The organism is Ensifer sp. EB106-03-01-XG145, from assembly GCF_058792075.1.
This window is the reverse complement of record NZ_JBYTEC010000002.1, coordinates 77654-98966: the sequence shown is the minus strand read 5'-3', so window position 1 is coordinate 98966 and position 21313 is coordinate 77654. Positions and strand designations below refer to the sequence as shown.

20 protein-coding genes are annotated in these 21313 nt (G+C 63.0%); 9 read left to right on the top strand and 11 right to left on the bottom strand.

Annotation, left to right across the window (positions count from 1 at the left end; translation table 11 throughout):
* Window positions 1-30: 30 nt before the first annotated feature.
* From AC3WWH_RS09050 to AC3WWH_RS09015, 8 genes are all read right to left on the bottom strand, one after another.
* Window positions 31-1092, bottom strand: coding sequence for an aldose epimerase family protein (locus tag AC3WWH_RS09050; protein ID WP_113399383.1), 1062 nt, complete (start codon window positions 1090-1092; stop codon window positions 31-33).
* A complete protein-coding gene (locus tag AC3WWH_RS09045; protein ID WP_058322736.1) occupies window positions 1089-1982 on the bottom strand; it encodes an SMP-30/gluconolactonase/LRE family protein in 894 nt (297 codons plus the stop codon). The genes AC3WWH_RS09050 and AC3WWH_RS09045 overlap by 4 nt, the downstream gene beginning before the upstream one ends.
* 9 nt (window positions 1983-1991) lie before the next feature.
* The gene (locus tag AC3WWH_RS09040; RefSeq protein ID WP_058322735.1) at window positions 1992-3104 is read right to left on the bottom strand and encodes a mannonate dehydratase; all 1113 of its coding nucleotides are present in this window, start codon (window positions 3102-3104) and stop codon (window positions 1992-1994) included.
* A gap of 19 nt (window positions 3105-3123) precedes the next feature.
* Window positions 3124-3909: an SDR family NAD(P)-dependent oxidoreductase gene (locus AC3WWH_RS09035; protein ID WP_492376914.1), complete on the bottom strand. Its 786-nt coding sequence runs from the start codon at window positions 3907-3909 to the stop codon at window positions 3124-3126.
* A gap of 106 nt (window positions 3910-4015) precedes the next feature.
* Entirely contained in the window at window positions 4016-5008 is a 993-nt protein-coding gene (locus tag AC3WWH_RS09030; RefSeq protein ID WP_057251200.1) for an ABC transporter permease, read from the bottom strand.
* The gene (locus AC3WWH_RS09025; protein ID WP_093233378.1) at window positions 5005-6549 is read right to left on the bottom strand and encodes a sugar ABC transporter ATP-binding protein; all 1545 of its coding nucleotides are present in this window, start codon (window positions 6547-6549) and stop codon (window positions 5005-5007) included. Before AC3WWH_RS09025 ends, AC3WWH_RS09030 begins: the two co-directional genes overlap by 4 nt.
* A gap of 68 nt (window positions 6550-6617) precedes the next feature.
* Window positions 6618-7583 (bottom strand): substrate-binding domain-containing protein, encoded by a 966-nt coding sequence (locus AC3WWH_RS09020; protein ID WP_057251201.1) that lies wholly within the window; start codon window positions 7581-7583, stop codon window positions 6618-6620.
* Window positions 7584-7701: 118 nt separating this feature from the next.
* Window positions 7702-8445, bottom strand: coding sequence for a FadR/GntR family transcriptional regulator (locus AC3WWH_RS09015; RefSeq protein WP_492376913.1), 744 nt, complete (start codon window positions 8443-8445; stop codon window positions 7702-7704).
* Window positions 8446-8647: 202 nt separating this feature from the next.
* Here AC3WWH_RS09015 and uxuA point away from each other — a divergent pair, with 202 nt between their 5' ends.
* The gene (gene uxuA, locus AC3WWH_RS09010; RefSeq protein WP_058322731.1) at window positions 8648-9838 is read left to right on the top strand and encodes a mannonate dehydratase; all 1191 of its coding nucleotides are present in this window, start codon (window positions 8648-8650) and stop codon (window positions 9836-9838) included.
* 10 nt (window positions 9839-9848) lie between these two features.
* Window positions 9849-10541 carry an RraA family protein gene (locus tag AC3WWH_RS09005; protein ID WP_057251204.1) on the top strand — a complete coding sequence of 231 codons (693 nt, stop codon included), beginning with the start codon at window positions 9849-9851 and terminating at the stop codon, window positions 10539-10541.
* A 30-nt stretch (window positions 10542-10571) separates the two neighbouring features.
* Here AC3WWH_RS09005 and AC3WWH_RS09000 read toward each other — a convergent pair whose 3' ends face one another.
* On the bottom strand, window positions 10572-11054 hold the full coding sequence (locus AC3WWH_RS09000) for an Lrp/AsnC family transcriptional regulator (RefSeq protein WP_057251205.1): 483 nt from the start codon (window positions 11052-11054) through the stop codon (window positions 10572-10574).
* Window positions 11055-11157: 103 nt separating this feature from the next.
* On the opposite strand from AC3WWH_RS09000, the gene AC3WWH_RS08995 reads away from it, so the two are divergent.
* From AC3WWH_RS08995 to AC3WWH_RS08970, 6 genes are all read left to right on the top strand, one after another.
* On the top strand, window positions 11158-12654 hold the full coding sequence (locus tag AC3WWH_RS08995; RefSeq protein WP_113513346.1) for an aminotransferase class V-fold PLP-dependent enzyme: 1497 nt from the start codon (window positions 11158-11160) through the stop codon (window positions 12652-12654).
* Window positions 12647-13522, top strand: coding sequence for an MBL fold metallo-hydrolase (locus AC3WWH_RS08990; protein ID WP_058327646.1), 876 nt, complete (start codon window positions 12647-12649; stop codon window positions 13520-13522). Before AC3WWH_RS08995 ends, AC3WWH_RS08990 begins: the two co-directional genes overlap by 8 nt.
* A 28-nt stretch (window positions 13523-13550) precedes the next feature.
* A complete protein-coding gene (locus tag AC3WWH_RS08985) occupies window positions 13551-14312 on the top strand; it encodes a sulfite exporter TauE/SafE family protein (RefSeq protein WP_057251208.1) in 762 nt (253 codons plus the stop codon).
* Between the two features lie 159 nt (window positions 14313-14471).
* A complete protein-coding gene (locus AC3WWH_RS08980) occupies window positions 14472-15467 on the top strand; it encodes an SLAC1 anion channel family protein (protein ID WP_058322728.1) in 996 nt (331 codons plus the stop codon).
* On the top strand, window positions 15467-16426 hold the full coding sequence (locus AC3WWH_RS08975; protein WP_058322727.1) for a GlxA family transcriptional regulator: 960 nt from the start codon (window positions 15467-15469) through the stop codon (window positions 16424-16426). The genes AC3WWH_RS08980 and AC3WWH_RS08975 overlap by 1 nt, the downstream gene beginning before the upstream one ends.
* 49 nt (window positions 16427-16475) lie before the next feature.
* Window positions 16476-17774, top strand: coding sequence for an amidohydrolase family protein (locus AC3WWH_RS08970; RefSeq protein WP_110880243.1), 1299 nt, complete (start codon window positions 16476-16478; stop codon window positions 17772-17774).
* 171 nt (window positions 17775-17945) lie between these two features.
* On the opposite strand, the gene AC3WWH_RS08965 is transcribed toward AC3WWH_RS08970, so the two are convergent.
* Together AC3WWH_RS08965 and AC3WWH_RS08960 are read right to left on the bottom strand one after the other, a co-directional pair.
* Window positions 17946-18803 (bottom strand): MurR/RpiR family transcriptional regulator, encoded by an 858-nt coding sequence (locus tag AC3WWH_RS08965; protein WP_057251212.1) that lies wholly within the window; start codon window positions 18801-18803, stop codon window positions 17946-17948.
* A gap of 171 nt (window positions 18804-18974) precedes the next feature.
* Window positions 18975-20048 (bottom strand): polyamine ABC transporter substrate-binding protein, encoded by a 1074-nt coding sequence (locus tag AC3WWH_RS08960; protein ID WP_058322963.1) that lies wholly within the window; start codon window positions 20046-20048, stop codon window positions 18975-18977.
* A 169-nt stretch (window positions 20049-20217) separates the two neighbouring features.
* Between AC3WWH_RS08960 and AC3WWH_RS08955 the strand changes: the two genes are divergently transcribed.
* Window positions 20218-21312: an ABC transporter ATP-binding protein gene (locus tag AC3WWH_RS08955; RefSeq protein WP_058322725.1), complete on the top strand. Its 1095-nt coding sequence runs from the start codon at window positions 20218-20220 to the stop codon at window positions 21310-21312.
* The last annotated feature ends 1 nt before the right edge of the window (window position 21313 follow it).

Below are 21313 nucleotides of genomic sequence, written 5' to 3'. Positions count from 1 at the left end.
ACAAGCATTGGTCGGCCAGCAGTGATCCAACTAAACTTGTAGGCCTGTTGCGGCTCCGCGCCCGGCGGGATTGCCTGTAGGAGCGGCTTCGACGGACAGCCGGTAGCGCGTCGTGAAGGTCTGACCGGGCTCGAAGGCGATAGCCGTCGCGATACCGGAAGACGCCAGCGGATTGACGGCATTGGAGATCGCGGGCCCGAGATCGAAGGCGGAAGCGACCGGCTCGACACCAAGCGCCACGTGCCGCCCGTTCCAAGGATAGGCCTTGCGACCGCGGTTGCTGTACCAGAGGAGCAGGCTTGGAAAGTGTTCCATCTGCCACGAAAGCCGGGCGCGAAATCCCTCGGCGCGATTGTGAAGCGCCAGACTGCCGTCGATGCCCGAGAGCTGCAGCAGGTCCTCGGTGTCCGTGGCGAGCGGCACCTGCGTCGCATCAACCATGGTGCCGCCCCGCGTCTCGATTTCGTCAAGCGAGGGCCATTGCCGGTGGGGCGCAAAGAGGGCCGCGCCCGGCTCGACATCTCCCGGAAAACTCCAGACCCGATCATACCGACCGGGCTCGATGACGACCGAACCCGGCAGCAGCGACAGACGGAATGTCGGATGCAGGCCGATCGGAAGGCGGCATGGACGCCGCGCCTCGATTTCGAGTGTGATGTCGATGGCGGCTGCACTTTGATCCGGAACGATCCGCCGACGAAGCAACCGGATAGGATGGTCGTCGGGGTAGTGGCATTCCATGGTGATCTGGCGCTTGTCGCAGTCGCCCCAAGTCCAATGGACATTGGAGCCGTGACCATGTGGCACACCGGCACCCTCGAAGCTCTCGCCCGTTGCGGACCAGCCTGCGGGGAGCGACCGGTTGGTGTCGCTGCCGAAGGGGACGCAGGGCCATTCGCCGCGCAGTTGTTGCAGAATTTCCGGCAGTGTCTCGCGCTCGGGATCATTGCCCCAAGGCGCGACATGCAGCGGGCTGACCTGACGTCCATCCGGCAGCAGGAACAGCACGGGGCCGAGCATGCCGCCGAGCGACTGCACCGAAAGGCACCCATGCGCCCAGGCAAGGGCGCGTCGTGTCGTCTCCGCGCTCACTTGGTCGCTACCCCGTAGCGGTTTTCCGGAAGGCCCGCGACCTCGACCCGCATGGCATAGAGGCTGCCGGCCAGGCGCTCCTCCGGCCCCGAGCCGGCGGTGGTGATGTAAAGCGTCTTCAGATCCGCCCCGCCAAAGGTGCAGGTGGTGACGTTGGTGACCGGCATGTCGATCGCCTCGGCAAGACTGCCGTCGGGCGCGATGCGCGCTATGCAACGGCCGCCATAGCGGCAGTTCCAGAGAAAGCCTTCGCTGTCGATCGCCGAACCGTCGGGCGAACCTCGGTCGAACCCGGTGAAGAAATGCCGCTCTTCCGATATCGCCCCCACCTTGGCATCGTAGTCGTAGGCGTAGATCTCGTTTGCCAGCGTATCGCCGAAATAGAAGGTGCTTCGGTCCGGACTCCAGCAGAGGGTGTTGGAAATGCCAAGGCCATGCCGCCATTCGGTAACAGCGCCATCGGGCGCAATCCTATAAAGGATGCCCTCTCCCGGCCCAACCTCGCCAAGTTGACCGTCGGGCAGGACGTTGTTCTTCATCGAACCGACCCACAAATTCCCGATCGGATCGGCGCGACCATCATTGAGCCGCACCCGCGGCGCTCCGGGCAGGACGAAACCGTGATCCTCGCGCTGGTCGGTCTGCGGCCACCACCAGATCAGCTTCGATCCAAGCGCGACGAGCAGCCGGCCGTCTTCCTCAGTCAGCGAGATCGCGACCACCGGCTCCTCGAACAACCAGGTCCGGACGGCACGCGTCGCTTCGTCATAGCGATGGATGAGGAAGCGGTTGATGTCGGTCCAGTAGAGCGCCGCCTCCGCCGTCGACCAGACGGCGCCCTCGCCGCAGCGGTCGCCGACGGGCGCGACACAGATGAGATCGCGTGCCATCTGCGTCTCCTATTCCGCTGCCACGCTCTTCGGGATCGACTGCGACGGCCCAAGCGCCTCAGCGTTTTGCACCAGCGCCTTCATGTAACCGAGCGCAAAAGCCTTGCCGGCGTGCCAGGAGGCGCCGCAGGTCATCGCCGGCGTATGATCCGGGATCATCACGCCCTGATAGTTCTCGTCACGTAGGATGCGGATGATTTCGGCCATGTCGATATCACCCTCGTCGACGAAGGTTTCGACATAACGCGGCATCTTTCCGCGTACGTTGCGGAAATGGATGTAGCCAATGCGGCCGGAGCGGGCGAAACGGCGGACGTGCTCATAGATATCGCCACCCGGCATCTCCTGCAGCGAGCCGAGGCAGAGCTCCAGGCCGTTCGATGGCGAGTCGACGATGGCCATCAGCCGGTCGTATTTTTCTGGCCGATTGACGAGCCGCGCAGTCCCGCGCAACTCCTCCGCCGGCGGATCATCCGGATGGGCGCCGAGCACCACACCCGCCTCCTCGGCGACCGGGACGACTTTCTTCAAGAAATGGGCAAGCCGATCCCAGAGCTCCGCCGAACTGACGGAGACCGAAGCGGCACCCGCGACACCACGGCGGTAGCGCATGTTCCAGACCATGCCGTCGGGAATCGGCGCATCCGGGCTTGGCGCGATACTGTTTTCGACCCCGAAGCCGACGGACTCGGCGCCACCACGGGCATAGGGGCCGCGTGTCCAGCCATAGACGCCGGCGAGCGAGAAGTTATAGCCGATGCAGGGGATGCCGGCGCGACCGGCATCGCGGATCAGCTGTTTCAGCCCCTCGATCTGCCGGGCGCGCTCAGGTCCATCGAGAAGCACGTCGGACCAAAAGCGCGGCGAGAAATTCTCGATCGCCGCGATCTCCAGGCCGCCGGCGCGCACGTCCTTCACCAGTGCCGACAGCTCCTCGTAAGTCCAGAGCCGGTCGCCGGAACAATCGCCCCAGCCGCCCTGGTCACCGCTGTCAATCTTCGGATCCTTGCCGGCGAAATAGTTGGTCAGATGCGCGACCACATGGGTCGCACCTGCCTGCTGCGCAAACTGAAAATTGTCCGGGGTGAGCTGTTCCCGGTAAAGCCCGAGGCCGATCTTCATCTTATCAATTCCTGTCTGATTACTTGACGCCGATACCGGCAGTGAGGCCGCCGTCGATGCGGAAATCCGAACCGGTGACGAAAGCGGCGCGGTCGGAGGCGAGATAGGCGACGAGTTCCGCCACCTCCTCCGGCTCACCGATGCGTCCGACCGGGTGCGCGGCGCCGAAGCGGGCGAAGGCTTCCGCCTCGCTGACGCCCTCGCCGCCATAGGTGCGGGCCGCGAGCGAGAGCAGCGGCGTGCGTACGGAGCCGGGACTGACCGAGTTTACCCGAACCTTCGCCGCCGCATGGTCCAGCGCCATGGCACGGGTCAGCGCATGGATCGCGCCCTTGGAGGCGACATAGGCCGCAACGTTCTGCTGGCAGGCATGGCCCTGCACCGAGGAAATGTTGACGATGGCGCCGCCGCCGCGCTTCATCATTTCCGGAATACCGAAGCGACCGGTCAGATAGATCGAGCCGACATTGACCGAGAGGCAGCGCGCAAAGGTCTCGGCGCTGGTATCGAGAACCGTGCCATAGGGATGAACGGCCGCCGCATTGACGATGATGTCCAGCCCGCCATGGCGCAGCACCGCTCCGCGCACCGCTGCCTCCACCTCGGCCTCGACGGAGACGTCCGTCAGCCGTGTCGACATCGGCAGGTCGCGTTCTTTGGCAATCCGATCGAAGATCTCATTGGTGGCGACGTCATTGCCGCAGGCCAGCACAGTCGCCCCTGATGAAGCCAGACGGATTGCCGAGGCGAGGCCGATCCCTGAGGTGCCGGTGACCAGCGCGGTTTTTCCCTTGAATTCAGTCATGATTGTCTCCGCGATGGATCGCGATGGTCTCGGGCCGCACAGACCCGAAATCACAAGCGTGATCGATTTTCTTGAGGGAGCGGGATGCGAGCACCCCGCTCCGGTCTCAACGCACCCGTTCCAGGACCTGGTTGAGAAGCACGGCGCCAAGGATGATCCCGCCGCGCACGACGTATTGCCAGTACTCGCTGACATTCATCAGCGTCATGCCGTTGGAGATGCAGCCGAGGAAAAGGACCCCGATCAGCGTGCCCCAGATACGGCCCTTGCCGCCGAAGAGTGACGTGCCGCCGATGATGACGGCCGCGATCACGTCGAGCTCCATGCCGGTTGCCGTCGTCCCGGTTCCAGCCCCAATCTGCGAGGCGATCAGCGTGCCGGACACGGCGGTCAGCGCGCCGGTGAGGCCGAGCGTCAGCGCCTTCACCTTCCAGATGTCGATGCCGGAAAGGCGTGCCGCCTCCATATTGCCGCCGACGGCATAAACCTCGCGGCCGAAGCTCGTGTACTTCATCAGGAAGTGCATGCCGGCAAAGGTCAGCGCGAAGATATAGACCGGGAACGGAATGCCGAAGAGATAGCCGCCGCCGAGGAAATCGAAGCCCAGCGGGAAGGACGACATCGGGAAGCCGCCGGTGATCAGGTTGGCGACACCGCGCAGCGCCGCGAAAAGCGCGAGCGTGGTGATGAAGGTCGGCACGTTGAACCATTGCCGGAAGCGACCGGTGAGGTAGCCGAGCGTGAAGCCGAGTAACAGCGCCACGCCAAAACCGACCGTGACCGCACCCCAGTCGCCGAAGACACCGGCGAAGCGGTCGGCGAACCAGGCGACGATGCAGCCGGCGAGCGCGGCACCGGCTCCGACCGAAAGGTCGATTTCGCCGCTGATGATCACGGCGGTCATGCCGAAGGCGATGATGCCGAGCATCGAGACCGTGCGCAGCACGTTCAGCACATTGCCGGTAGAGGCGAAGCCGGGCGCGACCAGGATCAGGAAGATCACCAGCGCCGCGAGAATGATCTCCATCGGGTAGGTTTTGAGGAACTTGAGCGGCGTGTTCTGGCCACCAGCTTCGGTCGTTTGGCTCACAAGTGTCATTGCTTGGCCCCTTCCATGCACAGGCCGTAAAGTTCGGTAAGGTCGGTTTTCGTCGGATCCACCTCGGCGACGACAGCGCCGTGGTGCATGACGAGGATGCGGTCGGCGACTTCCAGCACTTCCTCGAGTTCCGTCGAGACGAAGAGGCTGGCGAGACCGTCAGCCGCCTGCTGCCAGATGATGTCGAAGATCTGCCGCTTGGCCTGGACATCGACGCCGCGGCTCGGCTCGTCGAAGAACATCACCGAGGGCTGCCGGTTCAGCCATTTGCCGATCACCACCTTCTGCTGGTTGCCGCCTGACAGCGACGACACCGGCAGTTCCGGATCGCCGCACTTGATGTGCAGATCGGCAATCTGACGGCGGACATGCGGCTGCTCGCGCCGGCGCGAGATGAAGCCGTTGCGTGAAATCGGCCCGAGGCTCGCCATGCAGAGATTGTCCGCCGTCGAGAGCGACTGCACGAGGCCGACCTCCTTGCGGTTTTCCGGCGTATAGCCGAGCCCGGCCTTGCGCATGTCGCGCGGGCTGGCACCGGTCATGTCGCGACCGTCGAACGTGACCGAACCGCCGTCGATCCGGTCGGCCCCAAAAATCGCCCGCATGAGCTCGGTGCGGCCGGCACCAAGCAGACCGGCGATGCCGAGGATCTCGCCGGGATAGAGGTCGAAGGAGACATCCTGAAAATGTCCGGCCCGACTGAGATTGCGGACCTCGAGCACGGGTTTGGCGCGGTCAAGCGTTCGCCGCGGCGGACGTGTGGCGCGCGCCGCATCGCCGAACATCATGCCGACAATCGCGGAAGGCGTCGTCTCCTTCATCGCGACCGAGCCGATATAGTGGCCGTCGCGGATCACCGTGCAAGTGTCGGCGATTTCGAAGAGTTCGCTCATGCGGTGGGTGATGTAGATCATCGTCACGCCACGGGCGCGCAGCCGCTCGATCAGCGCGAAGAGCTGTTTGACTTCGCGGGAAGCCAGCGCCGAGGTCGGCTCGTCCAGAAGCAGGATAGACGGGTTGAAGGACATTGCCTTGACGATCTCGACGACCTGCTGCTGGCCGACGCTGAGTGCGGAGACCGGTTGGCGGGAATCGATCGCAAGCCCCATGTCGGCCAGCAACTCACCGGCGCGCTTGTGCAGGCCCGCCCAGTCGACGACGCTGAAACCGGCGCGGCGGCGGTGCGGCAGCCGACCGAGAAAGATGTTCTCGCCGACAGAGAGCTCCGGCACCAGCGAGAGCTCCTGGTGCACGGTGACAATGCCGGCGGCAAAGGCGTCGTGCGGCGAGGTGAAGTGGCGGTCCTCGCCATTGACGCTGATCGTGCCCGATGTCGGCTCGGTCACGCCGGCGAGAAGCTTGACCAGCGTCGACTTGCCCGAGCCGTTCTTGCCCATGAGGGCATGCACCTGGCCGGGTGCGAAGCTGTGGGTGAATTCGGAGAGGGCGACAGTCGGGCCGTAACGCTTGGTCACGGTCCGAAAGTCCAGCCGTCCCTGCACCCCTTGCAACGCGGCTGACCTTAGTTGCGGATAGCTCATGCGGTTTTCCTGCTGTCGGCGGCGAAGGAGCGGCGGCGATGCCCGCCGCTCGGTTCACTTTTAGGCTCTTACTTCAGGGCCTTCAGGCCTTCCTTGTAGGCAGCGACCCCTTCAGCGTTGACGCGTGTCAGAGGCAGAACGGGCACGTTGACCTTGGTCTCTATCTTCTTGCCGTCGAGCAGGTTCTGCGCGGCTTCGATTGCCTGCTTGCCGACCTCGAGCGGCTGCTGCGCCGTCGTCGCCTGCAGCACGTTGTCGGAGTTCAAGAGCATGTTGGCGAGCTGCTCGGAACCGTCGGTGCCGAAGACGAAGACCTTGCCTTCAAGACCCGCCTTCTTGACCGCCTGCACCGCACCGATCGTGCCGCCTTCGTTGGCCGCATAGATCACCCGGATATCGGGATTGGCCGTCAGCATGTCGCTGGCGACGGCCAGTGCCTTTTCGGCGAGCCAGGCGTCCTGTTGCGCGACGATGTCCACCTGATCCTTGACGACACTCAGGAAACCATCGACGCGGGCATTCGATTGCTCAGGCAGCAGCGCCTTGAAGGCGAGCGTGCCGATCTTGACCTTCTCGCCATTGCCGAGCGTCTTTAAGAAATCGGTCGCGGCCTTGCCGGTGCCGATGCCGATATCGCGATCCGAGCTCGTCACCGTCGCCTGTGCGACGTCGCCATTGGCCGAGGTGCCGTAGGTGACGACCGTGATGCCGGCGTCACGCGCCTTCTTCAGCGCCGGTACCGAAGCGTCCGCCGAAAGCGGCGCCACGACGATCGAGTTCACGCCGCGGGCGATGTAGGTGTCGATGAGCTGGGCTTCCTTCTCCAGCTTGCTGTCGCTGTTGCCGGCCAGAAGTTCGTCGCCGGCGGCTTCGGCCGCCTTTTCCATTCCGATCTGGATGCCGCGGAAATACTGGTCCTGCTGGAATACGATGCCGGCAATCGCCTTGCCGCCGGCGTGTGCCGCACCCGGCGCAAGGCTGACGGTGGCAAGCAATGCTGCAAGCGCCAGAATGTGACGTTTCGAATTGTTCATGTCGGTTCTCCTCCCAAGTGCCCTGTTCGTGCCGCCGGACCAACGGGCGAGTGGATCCGGCAAACGGATGCCAGCACCGCCCATTTGGGGAGCGGTCCAGGCGAAAATCTCTATGTGCTCATCGCGACGGCTGGCCGCCGGGCGCGGCATCGACGAAGCGGATGCCGAACTCCAGGTGGCGGCTCATCAGGTAGACGTAGGCGATGCGGTCGCGGGCCCTCAGCGCCCTGATGATCTCGGCATGGGCCTCGAAAGTCGCCGCATGCACCGGGCGCTCCGCCTTGCCGAGCCGCATGACCTCCTCGATCACCGAGCGCAGCATGTGGTAGGCAGCGACCGTCGTGCGATTGCCGGATAGCTCCACGATCGCCTGATGGAACTGGTAGTCGCACTGCGCCGCTTCCTCGATGCTGTCCGCTTCTAGGATCCGCGCGTTGATCGCATCCAGCCGGTCGAAATCGGCGTCAGCAGCCGTCAGGATGATGTGCTCGCCGACACCCGTCTCGATGATGCGGCGGAAGCCCTGCAGGTCGCGGAAAGAGTCCGGCGAGATGCCGTTGTGAAAAGCAAAGAGCCGGCGGATCGCCTCGCCGTGGCCGCCGCTGATAACGGCGCCGACCTTCGGTCGCGTCTCGACCATGCCATAGGCGCGCAGCACCTGCAGCGCCTCGCGCACCGTGTTGCGCCCGGCCTGGAATTGTTCGCCAAGATCGCGCTCGGTCGGAAGCGCATCGCCGATACCGAGACCGCGCTCGGAGATCATGTCGCGGATCTGCTCGACCAGCCGGTCCACGGCCGAGGTCTTGCCTGGCTCGACGGGCTCCACACCCGACAACGCCTCTTCTCGTACAGAACTGCTCACCGGCCATCCTCCCTGCGATGCTCTATTTGTTGGTCCAGTTTGCGCGTTCAGTCAAGCGCAATCTCTCAAATTTCGCGCAAAGTTGCCAACATCGTCCGAAATTGCGCCCATAAGGCTTGAATTGTTGGACCAATCGGACATTATTGACATGCGTGGTCCAACAATAGCCACTGACGCGGGGTAGGAGTTCTGCATGAGACTGATGGAAGAGTGTTTTCGCTGGTATGGGCCAAATGATCCGGTGCCGCTCAGCCATATCCGGCAGGCGGGGGCCACGGGGATCGTCTCGGCGCTGCATCATATCTATGACGGATCGCCCTGGTCGGATGAAGCGATCCTTGCCCAAAAGGCGCTGATTGAAGCCGCCGGTATGCGCTGGAGTGTCGTCGAGAGCATCCCGGTTCACAACTCGATCAAGCTCGCGACCGCCGACAGCGCCCGCTACATCGGCTGGTACAAGGACACGCTGCGAGCGCTGGCGCGCGCGGGTATCACGACTGTCTGCTACAACTTCATGCCGGTGGTCGACTGGACGCGCACCGAGCTGATGCAGCCGTTGGCGAATGGCGGCTATGCGCTGCGCTTCGACGCGGTCGACTTTGCCGCCTACGATCTCTTCGTGCTGAAGCGGCCGCGCGTCGCGGATAGTTACTCCGAACGGCAGATTTTCGCCGCCCGCCAGCGTTTCGATCAGATGGACCAGGCGAAGATCGACCGGATCGAACGCAATCTCATTGCCGGCCTGCCGGCAACCGAGCGGCAGTTCAATCGGGCGAGCTTTCTGGCCGCCCTTGCCGAGTATGACGGCGTGACGGCAGACGCCCTACATGCCAACCTGGCGCGCTTCCTCAAGGAGATCGTTCCGGTGGCGGAGGAGGTCGGTATCCGGCTTTGCATCCACCCCGATGATCCGGCCTTTTCGCTCTATGGCCTGCCGCGCATCGTTTCGACGGCCGCGGATGTAAGGCGCATCCTCGCCGCCGTCGACAGCCAAGCCAACGGCATCACCTTCTGCACCGGATCCTATGGCACGCGCACCGACAATGATCTGCCAGCCATGGTTCGTGAATTCGGCCCACGCATTCACTTTGCCCACCTGCGCAATGTCCAGCGGGAGGAGGACGGCTCCTTCTACGAGGCCGATCATCTCGGCGGATCGAGCGACATGCCGGCAGTGATCCTTGCGCTGATGCAGGAACAGGAGCGTCGGCTACAGGAAGGCCGCGCCGACTGGCAAATCCCGCTTCGCCCGGATCACGGGCACCTCCTGGCCGACGACATCGGCAAGGGGCGGATCAACCCCGGCTATTCGCTGATCGGCCGGTTGAAGGGCCTCGCGGAAATCAGAGGCGTGATGCAGGGCATCGCTACCGCCATGGCACACATGGCTTGAGGGAAGAGAAATGACACGTTTTGAAGACGATACCGAACTGTTTACCGCCATGCGCAGCCGTCTGTTCACGGCCGTGGTCGGCGACATCCTCGACACGATGGGGCTGCAACACCAGTTCCTGCCGCCGCAGATCCGGGCGCTCCGCGACGACATGGTCGCCGTCGGGCGGGCGATGCCCGTACTCGAAGCCGATTTCTTCGCAACCGCCGAGGCGAGCGGCCATTCGGAATTCAGCTCGAAACCGTTCGGCCTGATGTTCCACGCGCTCGATAGCCTGAAACCCAACGAGATCTATGTCTGTTCCGGCTCCTCGCCACGTTACGCCGTCTGGGGCGAGCTGATGTCGACCCGTGCAATGAAACTAAAAGCCGCCGGCGCGATCTGCGACGGCTATTGCCGCGACAGCGCCGGCATTCTTGCGCTCGATTTTCCGACTTTCTGCTACGGATCCTATGCGCAGGACCAGGGGCCGCGCGGCAAGGTCGTCGACTACGGTATCCCGATCGAGATCGGCGGCATCCGCATCCGGCCGGGCGATATCCTCTTCGGCGACCGTGACGGCGTGCTCGTCATCCCGCGCGAGGCGGAACGGGAAGCAATCGCGCTGGCGCTGGAAAAGGCCGAAACCGAAAGCAAGGTGCGCCTCGCGATCGAGGCCGGCATGAGCACGGTCGAGGCCTTCGAGCGCTTCGGCGTGATGTGACCACAAAATGGGGCGCCGGAGCCCGGCGCCTTACTTCAACCGGCTGAGATCCACCGGGCGATTGTTGATGATCGCCTCCATGGAAAAGAAGCCCGTGACCGTGGCGAGATCGAAGTTGGTGATGAGCTTCTGATAAAAGGCGTCGTAGCCGCCCATGCCGCGGGTCACCACCTTGATTAGATAGTCCCAGTCCCCGCCGATCCTGTAGAAGTCGATCACTTCCGGCAGTCGCTCGACATGCTGCCGGAAGCCGTCGCTCCATTCCTTGGAGTGATGGCGTGTGCGGATCATCACGATCACCGTCAGATCCAGGCCCAGAGCACTGAGATCGATGTCGCAGTGCGAACCCCGGATCATGCCGATCGACTGCAGACGCTGAAGGCGCCGCCAGCAGGCATTTTGCGATAACCCGACCCGCTCGGCCAACTCACGCTGCGAGAGGCTCGAATCCTTTTGCAGCAACGTCATGATCTTCAGATCAAAACTATCTATTTTTGATGATTCTTCGATCATTTGACACAATAAAGCGCGGCTGGCGCAGGAAGATAGGTGAATTTTTTGACCATGAAGGGGAATATAATCGCTGTCAATGTTCGCTCCAAGGGAGGTCAGCGAGATGATCGTTCCAACAGTTCACCGCCACTCCTGTGAGGAGCTTAGCCCGCTTGCCAAGTTCCGCCAGGCTTTGAACCGCCCGGGCGTGATTGCCGATCTTCGGGACGATCTCGTCGGCGCGAAGGCGCAGATCGTCGGCCCATACGGCACGAAGCCGCTCGTCTATGCCGACTATGTCGCTTCCGGCCGGGCACTGCGGGTGATCGAAAGCTTCGTGCTCGACGAAGTCCTGCCCTATTACGCCAACAGCCACACGGAAGCCTCCTATTGCGGCGGCTTCATGACCCGGTTGCGGCGGGAAGCGCGCGCGCTGATCGGCGAATTCTGTGGCGCGACTGCCGACCACGCCGTGATTTTCACCGGTTCCGGCGCCACTTCGGGCATCAACCGGTTGGTCAAGCTGTTCGGCGTTGCCGAAGCCGTAGCGGCAGGCAAAGAAGTCCGCGTCATCATCGGGCCCTACGAGCACCACTCCAACATCCTGCCATGGCGTGAAAGCGGTGCTGAGATCGTCGAACTGGCCGAATGCCAGGCGGGCGGGCCGGACCTTGCCGAGCTTGCCCAAGCGCTCAACGCCGGTGCGCCTGATCTGACCATCTGCGCCCTGTCCGCCGGTTCGAACATCACCGGCATCACCAGCGACGTCGCGGCGATCACCCGGATGGTCAAGGCGGCCGGCGCGAAGATGATCTGGGACTATGCCGGCGCCGGTCCTTACATTCCGATTTCCATGTCGCCTGCCGGTTTCGAGATCGACGCCATTGTCGTCTCGCCGCACAAGTTCATCGGCGGTCCGGGCGCCTCCGGCATCCTGATCGTTCGCCGCGACGGCGTCGTGACCGACAAACCGACCTGGCCGGGTGGCGGCACCGTGAAGTTCGTTTCGCCTGATACCCACGACTACAGCGGCAATCTCGAAGCACGCGAAGAAGCGGGAACACCGAATGTCGTCGGCGACATCCGCGCAGCCCTCGCCTTCATCGTCAAGCATGCGATCGGTCTTGAAGAAATGGAAAGGCGCAACCGCGCGCTGGCCCAACAGGCCTTTGCCGCCTGGAAGACCGTCCCGCAGCTGGAGCTGCTCGGCCTTAAGGAACCGGATCGCCTGCCGATCTTCTCCTTCCGCATCAGGAACGGCAAGGGCGGCTATGTCCACCAGCAGCTCGTTACTCGCATGCTCAGCGATCGCTTCGGCATCCAGGCACGCGGCGGCTGCGCCTGTGCCGGGCCCTACGTACACCGGCTACTGTCGATCGATGCCGAACACTCCGAACAGATCCGACAGGCGATCCTCGCCGGCGAAGAGATCGAGAAGCCCGGGTTCACACGGCTGAACTTCAGCGTCCTGCTTTCGGACGAAAAGGTGAAGTTCATCCTCGATTGCGTCGCCCAGCTGGCGGCGGACGCGCCCACCTTCGAAGCCGATTACGATTTTGACCCCGCTCGCGCCATCTTCTTCCCGTGCGCAACGGCTGAAGAGGCGCTCGCCTATGCATAAGCCCGATGTGACCGGCTTTTACGACGCCCGCACCGGCAGCATCCAGTATGTTGTTGCCGATCCGGCGACGGGCAAATGCGCGATCATCGACCCGGTGCTCGATTTCGACGAGAAGTCGGGCTCGACCGCCACGCGGAATGCCGACGCGATCATCGACCATGTCGCGGCCAAAGGCCTGACCGTCGAATGGATCCTCGACACCCATCCTCATGCCGACCATTTCTCGGCGGCGCGCTATCTCAAGGCCCGGACGGGAGCGCCGACGGCGATCGGCGAACACGTGAAGGGCGTGCAGCGGATCTGGAAAGCGATCTATAACTGGCCGGATTTCGCCTGCGACGGCTCGCAGTGGGACCGGCTGTTTACTGACGGCGAGACGTTCCGGATCGGCGAGCTCAAGGCTCGCGTCCTGCATTCGCCCGGCCACACACTCGCGTCGATCAGCTATGTGATCGGCGACGCAGCCTTCATTCACGACACGCTGTTCATGCCCGATAGCGGCTCGGCCCGTGCCGATTTTCCCGGCGGAAGCGCTGCCGACCTCTGGCGCTCGATCCAGGCGATCCTGGCACTGCCGGATGAGACTCGGCTCTTCACCGGCCACGACTATTGCGCAGGAGGCCGCGAGGCGCGCTGGGAAAGCACGGTCGCGGAGCAGAAGGCCAAAAACCCCCATGTCGCCGGCAAGTCCGAGACCGATTTCGTCGGCTTACGCGAGGCGCGCGACCGTACCTTGCCGATGCCGAAACTCATTCTGCATGCGCTGCAGGTGAATGTCCGCGGCGGCGAGCTCCCGGCCACCGAAGACAATGGCCGGCGCTACCTGAAAATCCCGCTCGACGCCCTTCCCGGTTCGGTCTGGGGGTAGAGGCATCGTGGCGGATCCTTTCCAGCAAATGCTGCTCGCGATCGGCTCCGGCTCGCTCACCGGCTTCACGCTCGGCCTGATCGGTGGCGGCGGCTCGATCCTGGCAACCCCGCTCCTCATCTATGTGGTCGGCATTCGCGACGTACATACGGCGCTCGGCACCGGAGCGCTCGCCGTTTCCGCAAACGCCTATCTCAACCTCATCAGCCATGCGCTTCGCGGCCACCTCTGGTGGCGGTGCGCTCTGATTTTCACGGTGGCCGGCTCGCTCGGCGCCTATCTTGGCTCTAGCCTCGGCAAACTGGTCGACGGCCAGCGCCTGCTGTTCCTGTTCGGGCTGGTGATGATGTTCGTCAGCTTCGCCATGAAAAAGGTAAAGTGCGACACGGCGGCCACGCCGCAATCGCTTTCGATCGGGACGCACGGCAAGACCGGAGTGACGGCGCTTTTGACCGGTACCTGCTCCGGTTTCTTCGGCATCGGCGGCGGTTTCCTGATCGTCCCCGGCCTCCTGCTTGCAACCGGCATGCCGCTCATCAATGCGGTCGGCACGTCGTTGCTTGCCGTCGGCACCTTCGGCCTGACGACCGCGATCAACTACGCTTCCTCGGGTTTGGTGGACTGGCGCATCGCCGGCTACTTCATCGCCGGCGGCATTTTGGGCGGAATCGTCGGCACCTTCGTCTCCACCCGGCTTGCGACCCAGCGCGATACGCTGACGCAGATTTTCCGCGCCATCATTTTTTCGGTCAGCCTCTATGTTCTCTGGCGCAGCTACGGGGCACCGTGACCCGGCCGCGGTGGTCGGCAACCGACCTGGCGGCGATACTGAGCGGTCCTTGGCCGGAAACATACGCAGCCAGTCCGAAATCGTACTGTTTGCATCATTCAAGACAAAGGTGTAGCGTGTTTTAATCCTGTCAGCACTCTTTCGGACAGGAACAAGCCAATGACCGTTCAATCCATAGATCTCTCGAACAGCACGCCGCTGACCAAGCGGTCGATCTCGCAGCTTCCGATCAACCTGTTCGCATCGGTAATGGGCATCACGGGCCTGAGCCTCGCCTGGCGCGAAGCCACCAGGACGATCGGACTGCCGGCCCTTCCCGGGGAATATGTCGGCTGGCTCGGTACCTCGATCTTTCTGAGCCTTGCCCTGGGCTATGCCATCAAATGGCGCCGGCACCCTGGCTTGGTCGCCGCTGAATTCGCCCATCCGGTTCAAAGCAACTTCTTTGCGACCGTCGCAATCGGCCTGCTTCTGCAGTCTGCCTTTCTGAACCTTTACAGCCCGCTGCTGTCAGAGGTCGTCTGGACCATCGCGTCTGCGCTGACCTTCGCCCTCGCCTATGTCGTCGCCAGAGGCTTCCTCGGCCGGCAGCAGTCGCGCGATACCACCCTGCCGCCGCTACTCATCCCCGGCGTCGCCACCCTTGATATCGCCGTTACCGGCCACGCCATGCCGTTCTCCTGGGCGCATGAAGTCAATATGCTTGCCTTTTCGGTCGGCAGCGTCATCGCCGCGGTCTTTATCGCGCTCATCTTCTCGCGGTTGCGCCACGAAGATCCGCTTCCGGCGCTGGCTCGGCCGTCCCTCATGGTTCTCGTCGCCCCCTTTGCCGTCGGCTTCCTCGCCTATACTAACGTCACGGGTTCGGTCGATCTCTTCGCCACGGTCCTGTTCTACTTTGCCCTGTTTCTCATGCTCGTCCTGTCGCCGATGGTGTTCCGCTCCCATGTTCCCTTTAGCGTCACCTGGTGGGCCATCAGCTTTCCGCTTGCTGCCCTGTCGATCGCCTTCTTCCGGTATGCCGCTTCTGCCGGGAGCGCTATCCTGACCGGCCTGGCGGGACTGTTCTTCCTGTTTCTTGCCGGCGCCATCGCTGTCGTCTTCTATCGTACGGTCAGCATCGTCCTGACCGGCAGATTGTTCGAGGTTCGTTAATGGCCGTTCACAAGATCGCCATCGTCGCCATGCAGGGCGTGCAGCTTCTCGACGTCATCGGGCCCTCGGACGTGTTTGCGGAGGCCAACCGTCAGAGCGGCACCGACCATTATTCCGTGGAGGTCGTCAGCGCGTCCGGCAGTCCGGTGCGCGGATCTTCCGGGTTGACGCTGCTGCCGGATCGGTCGCTGGAGGAAGGTTTTTCCGACATCGATACGTTGCTTGTGGCCGGGGATCCGCTCATTCATGAACGGCCACTGCCGGCATCGCTTCTCACCTGGGTGAAGGAAGCATCGGCTCGCGCCAGCCGTTTCGGATCGGTGTGCTCCGGCGCCTTCGTGCTCGGCGAGGCGGGCCTCTTAAACGGCAGGCGGGCGACGACGCATTGGTCGCAAGCGGCGGAATTCGGCAAGCGCTTCCCGGAGGTGAAACTCGAGCCCAACCGCATTTTCACCAAGGACGGCAACGTCTGGACCTCAGCCGGCGTAACGGCCGGCATCGACCTGGCGCTTGCCATCGTCGAGAAGGATCTCGGCCTGGACATCGCTTTGAAGGTCGCGCGTGAACTCGTTGTCTTTCTCAAGCGGCCCGGCGGCCAGACCCAGTTCAGCACCCTTCTCGCCGGCCAGCTTGCACAGAAGACACCCATTCGTGCGGCTCAGGATTTTATTGCCGACAATCTCTCTGCCGACCTCAGCGTCGCAGCGGTTGCCCGGCGCGTCGGCATGAGCGAGCGAAACTTCTCCAGGCAGTTCAAACAGGAGGTGGGCATGACGCCCGCCGACTATGTGGAGAGCATGCGGCTGGAGGCGGGGCGCAGGCTTGCCGAAGACACCGGCATTCCACTCAAAAAGATTGCCACGGATATCGGCTTCCATGACGATATCGCCTTCCGTCGTTCCTTCGTTCGTCGATTCGGCACGTCGCCGGCCGCCTATCGCAAGAGCTTCGGATCGTAGGCATGCCAGCTTGGTCCACAAGCGGCGCTGACATCTGGAGAAGCCAGCCATGTTCGACCTGATCATCCGCAACGCCAACCTTCCGGACGGACGCCAGGGCATTGATGTCGGTGTTGTGGGCGGAAAGATCGCCGCAATCGAGCCGAACCTTGCCGCGACCGCAGGCGAAGAGATCGACGCCACCGGCCGGTTGCTGAGCCCACCCTTCTGCGATCCGCATTTCCACATGGACGCAACGCTGTCGCTCGGCCTGCCACGGATGAACGTCTCCGGCACGCTGCTTGAGGGCATCGCGCTCTGGGGCGAGTTGCGCCCAACCTTGACCAAGGAGGCGCTGGTCGAGCGGGCGCTGCGTTATTGCGATCTCGCCGTCAGCCAGGGGCTTCTCGCCATCCGCAGCCATGTGGACACGTCGGATCCTCGGCTGGTCACGGCCGAAGCGCTGCTCGAGGTCAGGCAGAAGGTCGCGCCCTATATCGACCTGCAGCTCGTTGCCTTCCCGCAGGATGGCTACTACCGCGCGCCCGATGGCGTGGCATCGCTTGAGCGTGCGCTCGACATGGGCGTCGATATCGTCGGCGGCATTCCCCATTTTGAGCGGACGATGGAGGATGGCGCACGCTCGGTGGAGGCGCTCTGCCGCATCGCTGCCGAGCGCGGCCTGCCCGTCGACATGCATTGCGACGAGACCGATGACCCGCTGTCGCGCCACATCGAGACGCTGGCGGCCGAGACCGTGCGCTTCGGATTGCAGGGACGCGTTGCGGGCTCGCATCTCACTTCGATGCACTCGATGGACAACTACTATGTTTCCAAGCTCATCCCGCTGATGGTGGAAGCGAAGATCAACGTGATCCCCAATCCGCTGATCAACATCATGCTGCAGGGGCGCCACGACAGCTATCCCAAACGCCGCGGCATGACACGAGTGAAGGAGTTGATGGCGGCGGGGCTCAACGTCGCCTTCGGGCACGATTGCGTCATGGATCCCTGGTACTCGATGGGATCGGGCGACATGCTGGAAGTCGCCCATATGGCTGTTCACGTGACGCAGATGGGCGGCATCGAGGACAAGCGCAGGATCTTCGACGCGATCACCGTGAACTCGGCGAAAACCATGGGCCTTGAGGGCTATGGGCTGGAGGTGGGCTTCAAGGCCGATCTGGTCCTCTTGCAGGCGGCCGATGTCAGCGAGGCCCTGCGGCTGAAGCCAAACCGGTTGTTCGTGATCAAGGCTGGCAAGGTCATCGCCCGGACGGCGCCGCGCATCGGTGAGCTCTTTCTCGATGGGCGCCCGACATCGATCGATATTGCGCGGGATTACATCCCGCAGGCGACCCAGGGCTGAACGGAGACTTCGAATTTTGGACGCGATTCCGGACAGAAAACCGCTGCACACTTTTCCTGGTATCGCTGCCTAGAGCATCCTGCCCTCAAGTGGAATCATTTGAGGCAGAAAGATGCTCTAGAATCAAAGTGCTAGAGCGTCCTTTGTGCGTTCAAACGAACGCACGGCGCTCTAGTCCTCGAAATCGCCGAAGATGTTCTGCAGCCGGGTCAGCTGGGCGACGCGCTCACCGACATCATCGCCGAGCACGACAATGATGTTGCTCAAGAGCAGGTCCATGACCGCGACGGTTGTCGCCGCCCCGTCCCACAGCGGACCGTGCGACCCGGGCACAATGAGGCAGATATCGGAGACCTCAGGTGCCCAGGGGCAGAACTCGTCGGTATAGAGGATGACCTTGACGCCGGCGCGGCGGGCTTCCTCGGCAAGCGGCCGCGCCTTGGCGGCGAAACGGCGCACATCGTGCAGGAACAGCACACGCCCCTCGACCGAGCCATCGAGCAGCTCGGCATAGGTGCCGTTGAGGCCGTCGACGAACTGCACGCGCGGCCGGGTATAGGACAGTTGGCTGGCGAAATATTGCGCGATGCCGCGAACGTTCTGATAGGCGGCGACATAGACTTCGCTCGCAGCAATCAGGGCGTCGATCGTCTGCTGCCATTCCGGCGCGGTCGTCAGCTCGTAGATCATGCCGAGATTGTCGACCTGCTGCTGGATCAGGCCGGCAAGCAGCTTGCCTTCGCGGTTATCCTCCCGCAACCGGCCGACAGAGCCCTTGACCTGCCAGGCGGGATTGTTGGAGCCGTCACGCCTGAGCTCGTGCTTCAGCTGGTCGAGGCCATCGAAGCCTAAACGCCGGAGATAGCGCCCGACGGTCATCGGCGAGACCTCGAGGCGGGTCGCGATCGAGCGCGCCGTCTCGAAGGGGATCTCGGCGAGGTTGCGCTCGATGTAGTTGGCGATGAGCTTGTCCGACTTCGAGCGTCTCATCTCGTCGCTGCGCAGCAGCTTCAGGATGCGCGGTGCCACGTCCCCTCCCATTCTACAGCGCCACCGGTCTTATCAGACGGAAAAAGGTCGCTGCAGCACTTTGAATAGCTGCATGTTTATCCTCAGCCACGAGGTAAGGATACACGCAAGTCTGCCGAAGCGGATGCCGGGTAACAAACCCGCATCCGCTCCTGTCATCGCATCGCGTGTTTATTCCGCCGTCTTCACCTTCGTCCAGACCCGGTCGAGCTGGCGCACGCCGGGGCCGAGGTCTTCGAAGATTTGCAGCTTCTGCATGGTTTCCGGCGGCGGGTTGATTTCCTTGCTGTTCTTGATCTGCTCGGGGGTCAATTGCCGCGCCGGCACGTTGGCCGTCCCGTTGGTCTGCTGTTCAATATTGAGCGCCGCGACGTCCGGGCGCGTATAGAACTGCAGGAACTTGACCGCGTTGTCCTTGTTGGGGGCCGACTTCAGGACGCAGATATCCTCCTGGTACATCGTCGCCCCTTCCTCCGGGATCACGTAACCGAGATCCTTGGGGTTGGCGAAGACATCGACCATCGAGCCGACGAAGAAGTGACCAGCCGCGACATCGCCGGCGGCGACCATCGGGCGGGTGTCATAGGTAAAGGCGGCAACGTCGGGCTTCATCGCGATGATCGTATCGGCAGCCTGCTGCAATTCCGCCGGGTCGGTGGAATTGACCTTGTGACCGTTGAGGATCAGACCCACCGAAAGCACCTCGCGCATGTCGTCGAGCAGCGTGAACTTCAGCCCTTTCGCCTTCACCGTCTCGATCAGGTCGCGCCAGCCGGTCACGTCCTTGCCGAGAAGTTTTCTGTTGTAGAGGATGCCGACCGAGCCGAAGGCGTAAGGTAGGCAATACTCGCCCTTCGGATCGCTCTTGGCCCGAAGGAAGGTCGGGTCGATATTCTTGAAGCCCTCGTAGTCGTTGATGTCCGTCTTTTCGAGCAGGTCGAGCTTGGCCATGATGTCCTGCATGTGGACCGACGGGAAGACGATGTCGTAACCCGTGGCCCCACCCTGGATCTTCGCCAGCATCTCCTCGTTCGAGGAATAGGTGGAGAGGTTGACCTTGATCTGGGTCTCTTCCTCGAACTTCTTGAGGACAGCCGGATTGATGTATTCGCCCCAGTTGTAGATGTTGAGCTCAGCCGCTTGCGCCGTGCCGAACAGAGCGGAAAGTGTCGTCAGTAAAACGGCCACGCCACGTGCGCGGGTGGCGAAAGGCCTCTTGCCTTCACACGTCACCCCATTCGTCATTGTCATCATCATTCTCCTCTGATGGTCATGGCCGTTCGGCCCCTCTACGGCCCTTGCCGGCCGCTTCCGGATCACGGCTTCTGGTGGCCGTTGACTCCGATAGGCAAATGGTATCCATATATCGGAAACGCACAAGCGTTATTTGCATAACATTTTGGGGAACAGAAGTATGCAGAATTCCATCGTCCGGCTGGTGGAGGCGAGCAAGGCCTTCACCACTCCGGAAGGCGGCATCGTGACCGCTCTCGACAGCATCGATCTCGACGTCCGCCGCAACGAATTCCTGACCTTGCTCGGGCCTTCCGGCTGCGGCAAGACCACGCTGCTGCAGGCGATCAGCGGTTTCGTCGAACTCGACGGCGGCTCGATCCTCATCGACGGCGAGGACATCACCGACCGGCCGCCCTACCGCCGCCCGGTCAACACGGTCTTCCAGAACTATGCGCTGTTTCCGCACATGACGGTCGGCGAAAACGTCGCCTATTCGCTGGAAGTCGCGGGCGTCGCCAAGCCGGCGCGCCGTGAAAAGGTCTCCGCCGCCTTGAAGATGGTAGGACTGGAAGGCATGGAAGGCCGCAGGCCGCGCCAGCTCTCCGGCGGCCAGCAACAGCGCGTGGCGCTGGCCCGCGCCATCATCGCCCGGCCGAAACTCTTGCTGCTCGACGAACCGCTGTCGGCGCTCGACAAGAACCTGCGTCAGGCGATGCAGATCGAACTGAAGACGCTGCAGAACGAGCTCGGCATCTCCTTCATCTTCGTCACCCACGACCAGCAGGAAGCGCTGACGATGTCGGATCGCGTCGCCGTGCTCTCCGGTGGCCGCATCCAGCAGCTCGATACGCCGCGCGCCATCTACGACCACCCGGTCAACACCTTCGTCGCCACCTTCATCGGCGCCAGCAACCTGTTCGAGGGCACGCTCGACGGCGACCGGCTGATGACGGCGGATGGCATGGCGATCCGCCACCAGCCCTGCGACAAGAAAATTTCGACCAAAGCGACGGCATTGATCCGGCCGGAACAGTTCTTCCTTGCGGAGGAAAACGCCCCCTTTCCGACGATCGACGTCGATCTCGACCAGATCGTTTTTGTCGGCTCCACCTTCGAGCTGTTCGGCCGCACTGCCGAGGGACGCAAGGTGATTGCGGAAGTTCCCGCCAATCGGCGCAATCTCGTCGGCACGGTCGAACGGACACGCAAGGCGCGGCTTGCCTATGACCCTGCTGCCGTGCACCTCATCGGTGCCAATGCCGGGGGTGCGTGAG